General features: G+C 68.4%; 5 protein-coding genes. 1 reads left to right on the top strand and 4 read right to left on the bottom strand.

Annotated features, from left to right (window positions below):
• Positions 1-694: 694 nt before the first annotated feature.
• On the bottom strand, positions 695-1,702 hold the full coding sequence (locus BT364_RS29945; protein WP_072488369.1) for a stage II sporulation protein M: 1,008 nt from the start codon (positions 1,700-1,702) through the stop codon (positions 695-697).
• Between the two features lie 120 nt (positions 1,703-1,822).
• Between BT364_RS29945 and BT364_RS29940 the strand changes: the two genes are divergently transcribed.
• Entirely contained in the window at positions 1,823-2,779 is a 957-nt protein-coding gene (locus BT364_RS29940) for an RDD family protein (protein WP_072488368.1), read from the top strand.
• On the opposite strand, the gene BT364_RS29935 is transcribed toward BT364_RS29940, so the two are convergent.
• From BT364_RS29935 to BT364_RS29925, 3 genes are all read right to left on the bottom strand, one after another.
• Positions 2,776-3,387, bottom strand: coding sequence for a hypothetical protein (locus BT364_RS29935; RefSeq protein WP_072488367.1), 612 nt, complete (start codon positions 3,385-3,387; stop codon positions 2,776-2,778). The two genes, BT364_RS29940 and BT364_RS29935, sit on opposite strands and share 4 nt — an antisense overlap.
• A 161-nt stretch (positions 3,388-3,548) precedes the next feature.
• Positions 3,549-5,006, bottom strand: a complete 1,458-nt coding sequence (gene ahcY / locus BT364_RS29930; protein ID WP_072488366.1) for an adenosylhomocysteinase — start codon at positions 5,004-5,006, stop codon at positions 3,549-3,551.
• 297 nt (positions 5,007-5,303) lie between these two features.
• Positions 5,304-6,302 (bottom strand): cation diffusion facilitator family transporter, encoded by a 999-nt coding sequence (locus tag BT364_RS29925; RefSeq protein WP_072488365.1) that lies wholly within the window; start codon positions 6,300-6,302, stop codon positions 5,304-5,306.
• Between the last annotated feature and the right edge of the window lie 5 nt (positions 6,303-6,307).

Below are 6,307 nucleotides of genomic sequence, written 5' to 3'. Positions count from 1 at the left end.
CGTGAATGTTTTCCCGTGATCGGGACAACACAACACGAGAGCGGAACGACCGGACGGAATAAGACCGGTCGTTCACAGCGTCCTCGCTGTGTAATTGCCCACCGGGTCAGTGACCCCGTGGGACTTTCAAAGGAACCTCCAACCTGCCGAAGCAGGCCGGGGTATCAACATATCTGGCGTTGACTTTTGGCACGCTGTTGAGTTCTCAAGGAACGGACGCTTTCTTTGTACTCACCCTCTCGGGCTTTCCTCCGGGCTTTCCCTTCGGTCTTGCGTTTCCGACTCTATCAGACTCTTTCGTGTCCGATTCCCGGTCGAAGCGGGTCCTGCTCCGCTTTTCAGTTCTTCGCTTTCGCGTTTCCCTTTCCGGCGGTTCCAACCTTACCAGACTCTCTTTCGTTCCGTTTCCGGTTCGAATTTAGATTCTGATGACCGCTGGAGTGGTCTTTGCCTTTCGGCTGATTCGACTTTACCAGAAACATTCGGCCGAAAAATCGGCTTCGCGATTCGGATTTAAGGAATCAATGGCTCTGCGGAAATTCAATTTCCGACGAGAGCGATACAGACAGTAACCGCTGGGCCCGGACTTGTCCAGTCCGAGGCAACCGTTAAAATCTACCTCCCCATGTCGGCCATGTCAATGGCTTTTTTGGGGCGAGGAGGAGACTAGCAGGTCAGCGGGGTCGTACGCACATCAGGCTGCGACCGGAAGCTCGGCGCTCCGTTCGGTGGCATCGACATCGCCGCCGTCACCGGCTCGCGCCGCTCGGCCGCCCAGGATGTAGACGTAGGCGAGGAAGGCCAGCTCGGCTGCGATGCCGATGGTGATGCGCCCCCATGTCGGGAGGTCGGAGGGGGTGACGAACCCTTCGATGACACCGGAGACGAACAGGACCAGCGCGAGGCCGATGGCCATGCCGATCGCGGCGCGGCCCTGCTGTGCGAGGGCGGAGCGCCGGCTCTGCGGGCCCGGGTCGATGACCGTCCAGCCCAGGCGCAGGCCCGTACCTGCGGCGACGAAGACGGCGGTGAGTTCGAGCATGCCGTGCGGGAGGATCAGCCCCAGGAAAGTGTCGAGCCGTCCGGCCGAGGACATCAGGCCGATGCCGACCGCCAGGTTGAGCACGTTGATGAACAGGATCCAGATCACCGGGATGCAGAGAAACGCTCCCAGGACCAGGCACATGGCTGCGGCCTGGGCGTTGTTCGTCCATACCTGGGCGGCGAACGAAGCGGCCGGGTGGCTGGAGTAGTAGGTCTCGTACTCCCCGCCCGGGCTGGTCATGCGGCGGAGGTCTTCCGGAGCCGCGATGGCGGACTGTACTTCCGGATGCGTGCCGATCCACCAGCCGATGACCGCTGCCAGCACGGTGGAGAGAACCGCTGTGGGTATCCACCAGTACCGGGACCGGTAGACAGCGGCGGGGAAACCCGCGGTGAGAAAGCGTGTGGCGTCGCGCCAGGATGCTCGGCGGGTGCCGGTGACCGTGGCCCGGGCGCGGGCCACGAGCTGGGTGAGGCGCGCCGTGAGCATCGGGTCCGGGGTGCTGGACTGGAGGAGCGAGAGATGGGTGGCCGTGCGCTGGTAGAGCTCGACGAGTTCGTCTGCTTCCGTGCCGGTGAGCCGGCGCCCGCGGTGCAGGAGATGGTCCAGGCGGTCCCACTCGGTGCGGTGGGCGGTCACGAAGACATCGAGATCCATGATCGGCTGCTGCTCCAGGCATGGGTGCGTACGGGTTCGTACTACGGCGGCGCGCTGCGGGTCAGCTTGGCAGACTGAGGCCCCGAGGGGCAGGGATGGTCGGCGAAGGGTGGGGCGGCGATGAGTGAGCTGGTGACCGGGGACGCGGTCGTGCTGGGGCTGCGGTCGGCGAAACTGCCGAGTCGGGCGCTGGCGCTGGCCATCGATCTTGCTGTGGTGGGGGCGGCGTTCGTCCTGGTGTCGATCGGTCTGGCCATCGCGACGGCGACGCTGGACGACGCGGCACTCGCGGCAGTGTCCGTGGCGGCCTTCCTGCTGGTGCTGGTGGGCGGGCCGATCGCGGTGGAGACGCTCAGCCACGGGCGTTCGCTGGGGAAGCTGGCGTGCGGGTTGCGGGTGGTCCGGGACGACGGGGGGCCGATCCGGTTCCGGCATGCGCTGGTGCGGGGGGCCATGGGGGTCGTCGAGATTCTGATGACGCTCGGGGTCGTCGCGTGCATCGCCTCGCTGGTGTCGGAGCGGGGGCGGCGTCTCGGGGATGTGTTCGCGGGGACGCTCGTCGTACGGGAACGGGTGCCCGCGGGGCGGGCGGCTGCCGTGCCGCCTCCGCCGCCTTGGCTGGTCGGGCGGTTCGCGGGGCTGGATCTGTCGGCGGTGCCGGACTCCCTGTGGCTGGCCGTACGGCAGTACCTGACCCGTATGCATCAGCTCGATGCTCAGGTGGGCTGGTCGATGGCGGAGCGGCTGGCCGGGGAGCTGGCGGCGCGGACCGGAGTGCCGGTGCCGGAGGGGGTGCCGGCCGGGGCGTATCTGGCGGCGGTGGTGAACGAGCGGCAGGCGCGGGATGCCCGGAAGGTGTTCGTCACCGCCCAGGACGGGGCTGCTCGCGGTGGTTCCGAGGGGCAGACCGGGCGGCCGGTGAGCGGGGCTCCGGTGACTGGGGCTGCTGCCGGCTGGGCGCCGGTCGGGGCTGTGCCTTCCGCGGGGACTGCCGAGGCGGGTACGCCTGTGCCGGCCCCGGGGGCGGAGGGCGGGCGGGTGCCGCCTGCCGCCACGGGGTTCGCACCGCCTGCCTAGAGCGGTGAGGGCGGGGACTCCAGGTCTTCGAGCTCGATGCCCGGGGCCGCGAGGACCACGTCGCCGGCGATGTGAACGGTGTGCTGCTCGCCGGTGTCCAGTGCGCTGACCTGGTATTCGTCCACGGTCAGGGGGCCGCTGTCAGTGGCGTGCGCTTCACTGTTCACCAGGGCCCAGGACTGGTCGACGGTGCGGGGTGCGAGGACCGGGTCGGTGAAGGCGACCAGGCGGACGCGCGTCGCGGGGGAATCGGGGGTGAGGCGCAGCAGTCGTGCGGTCGCGATGAGAAACGCGGGGGATGTGCCGGTGAAGGCGTGGGCGCGCACATTGCCTTCGGTGGCATGAGTGCCGGTCGGATCGGTGCGGACCCAGGTGACGCCTTCGAGGGCGGCGCCGCGGACCTGCCAGCTCGCGGCATGGAGTTCGAGGCGGATGGGACGGCCGAGCTCGTCGAGGGTGAGGTCGACGGAGCCGAGGTGGTCGCCCGAGGGGGTGGTGGTCCGGGAGAGGTAGCGCCAGCCGGAGGGTCCGGGTGCGCACTGGAAGTGTTCTTCGCCGAGGGGGGTGTGATCGTGGAGATCGTGGAGCGAATATCGGCCGCGGGGCATGGGGTCCTTCGGGGTTCCTCGGGCTGAGCCGACGCGGTACGGGGCAGGCCCCCGGCACGGGGGTGCGGGGGCCTGCGCTCGTACTGCTGCTGAGGCTGTTCCGTCTGTCAGCGGCCGGTCGTCACTGACCGGTGGTGACGACCGGCCGCTGACGGGCGGGATCAGTAGCGGTAGTGGTCGGGCTTGTACGGGCCGTCGACCTCGACACCGATGTACGCGGCCTGCTCGGGGCGGAGCGTCGTGAGCTTCACGCCGAGCGCGTCGAGGTGGAGACGGGCGACCTTCTCGTCCAGGTGCTTGGGCAGCACGTAGACATCGGTCGGGTACTCCTCGGGCTTGGTGAACAGCTCGATCTGGGCCAGGGTCTGGTCCGCGAACGAGTTGGACATGACGAACGAGGGGTGGCCGGTGGCGTTGCCCAGGTTCAGCAGGCGGCCCTCGGACAGCACGATGAGGACCTTGCCGTCGGGGAACGTCCAGGTGTGGACCTGCGGCTTGACCTCGTCCTTGACGATGCCTTCGATCTGCGCCAGGCCGGCCATGTCGATCTCGTTGTCGAAGTGGCCGATGTTCCCGACGATGGCCTGGTGCTTCATCTTGGCCATGTCGGCGGCCATGATGATGTCCTTGTTGCCCGTCGTGGTGACGAAGATGTCGGCCTGGCCGACGACGTCGTCGAGGGTGGCGACCTGGTAGCCGTCCATCGCCGCCTGCAGGGCGCAGATCGGGTCGATCTCCGTGACGATCACCCGGGCGCCCTGGCCGCGCAGGGACTCCGCGCAGCCCTTGCCCACGTCGCCGTAACCGCAGACGACGGCGGTCTTGCCGCCGATCAAAACGTCCGTGGCGCGGTTGATGCCGTCGATCAGCGAGTGGCGGCAGCCGTACTTGTTGTCGAACTTGGACTTGGTGACGGCGTCGTTGACGTTGATCGCCGGGAAGAGGAGGGTGCCGTCGCGGTGCATCTCGTACAGCCGGTGCACGCCGGTCGTGGTCTCTTCGGTGACACCGCGGATCTCGGACGCCAGCTGGGTCCACTTCTGCGGGGACTCGCCGAGGGTGCGGTTCAGCAGGGTGAGGATGTGGGCGTACTCCTCGCTGTCCGCGGTCGACGGGTCCGGGGCGGCGCCGGCCTTCTCGAACTCGACGCCCTTGTGGACGAGGAGGGTGGCGTCACCACCGTCGTCGAGGATCATGTTCGGGCCGCCGGTGGGGGTGTTCGGCCAGGTCAGGGCCTGCTCCGTGCACCACCAGTACTCCTCCAGCGTCTCGCCCTTCCAGGCGAAGACCGGGACGCCCGCCGGGGCCTCCGGGGTGCCGTTCGGGCCGACGGCGATGGCCGCGGCGGCGTGGTCCTGGGTGGAGAAGATGTTGCAGGAGGCCCAGCGGACCTCGGCGCCGAGGGCGACCAGGGTCTCGATCAGCACGGCCGTCTGCACGGTCATGTGCAGCGAGCCGGTGATGCGGGCGCCGGCCAGCGGCTGCGCTGCGGCGTACTCCTTGCGGATCGACATCAGGCCGGGCATCTCGTGCTCGGCGAGGGTGATCTCCTTGCGGCCGAACGCCGCGAGGGAGAGGTCGGCGACCTTGAAGTCCTGGCGATTGGCGACCGTCGTCATAACGGGCTGCTCCTCGTAATGGGGTCGAGGTGGGGCACGGATGGCTCTGCGGCGGCGGGCACACGAATGCCCGGGCGCTCGCAGCGCAGTCCGTCGGAGGCCCTCTCTCCCTCGGCCGGTCCGCGCGTACGGACCGATCGACCGCCATCAGCAGCGACGTCTGACACTGCCGTCGAATCTACACCGATCGGCCCAGCCGCTCCCAGTCCGCCCGGGGCTGGACGCGGCCGGTAGGCGATCGGGAAGCGGTCGGGACCACGTACCGGGAGCGGGAGGAAGGACGGGTGGAGGGGGTGGTCAGTGACCGGATTCCGTCGGGGTGTCCGGGGTCTCGCCGGGGGTTCCGCCCGGGGCCTTGCCGGGGTTGGTGCCGGCTGCGGCGGCGGCCTCGTTGAAGATGTCCGGTTCCAGATAGATGACCCGGGCGATCGGGACCGCGGCGCGGATCCGGCTCTCGGCGGCGTTGATGGCGTTGGCGACCTCGGTGGCCGTGTCGTCGTGCTGCACCGCGATCTTGGCGGCGACGAGCAGTTCCTCCGGGCCGAGGTGGAGCGTACGCATGTGGATGACGCGAGTGACCGTGTCGCCGTCGACGAGTGCGGCCTTGATCTTCTCGACCTGGTCGGTGCCGGCGGCCTCGCCGAGCAGGAGGGACTTCGTCTCGGCGGCGAGCACGATCGCGATGATGATCAGCAGGACGCCGATGCAGAGGGTTCCGATGCCGTCCCAGACGCCGTTGCCGGTCGCGAGGGCCAGGCCGACGCCCCCGAGAGCGAGCACCAGGCCGACCAGTGCGCCGAGGTCCTCCAGCAGGACGACGGGAAGCTCGGGGGCCTTCGCCCGGCGGACGAACTCCTTCCAGGAGAGCGAACCGCGGGTCTGGTTGGACTCCTTGATCGCCGTACGGAAGGAGAAGCCCTCGGCGATGATCGCGAAGACCAGCACCCCGACCGGCCAGTACCAGGCCTCGATCTCATGGGGGTCCTTGATCTTCTCGTAGCCCTCGTACACCGCGAACATGCCACCGACCGAGAAGAGCACGATGGAGACGAGGAACGCGTAGATGTAACGCTCGCGGCCGTAGCCGAAGGGGTGCTGGGGGGTGGCCTCGCGCTGGGCCTTCTTGCCGCCGAGCAGCAGCAGGCCCTGGTTACCCGAGTCGGCGACCGAGTGGACGCTCTCCGCGAGCATCGACGACGAGCCACTGAACAGGAACGCCACGAATTTGGCCACTGCGATCGCGAGGTTGGCGCCGAGTGCCGCCACGATCGCCTTGGTTCCGCCTGACGCACTCATGGGTG

Source organism: Streptomyces atratus, assembly GCF_900119365.1.
In the GTDB taxonomy this organism is placed as follows: domain Bacteria; phylum Actinomycetota; class Actinomycetes; order Streptomycetales; family Streptomycetaceae; genus Streptomyces; species Streptomyces atratus_B.
Note: the sequence above shows the minus strand (reverse complement) of the source record. Positions and strands in the feature narration are given on the sequence as shown.

Coding starts and splice junctions, on each gene's coding strand:
- BT364_RS29945 (WP_072488369.1), bottom strand. CDS start 1,702: ATGGATCTCGATGTCTTCGTGACCGCCCACCGCACCGAGTGGGACCGC.
- BT364_RS29940 (WP_072488368.1), top strand. CDS start 1,823: ATGAGTGAGCTGGTGACCGGGGACGCGGTCGTGCTGGGGCTGCGGTCG.
- BT364_RS29935 (WP_072488367.1), bottom strand. CDS start 3,387: ATGCCCCGCGGCCGATATTCGCTCCACGATCTCCACGATCACACCCCC.
- ahcY (WP_072488366.1), bottom strand. CDS start 5,006: ATGACGACGGTCGCCAATCGCCAGGACTTCAAGGTCGCCGACCTCTCC.
- BT364_RS29925 (WP_072488365.1), bottom strand. CDS start 6,302: ATGAGTGCGTCAGGCGGAACCAAGGCGATCGTGGCGGCACTCGGCGCC.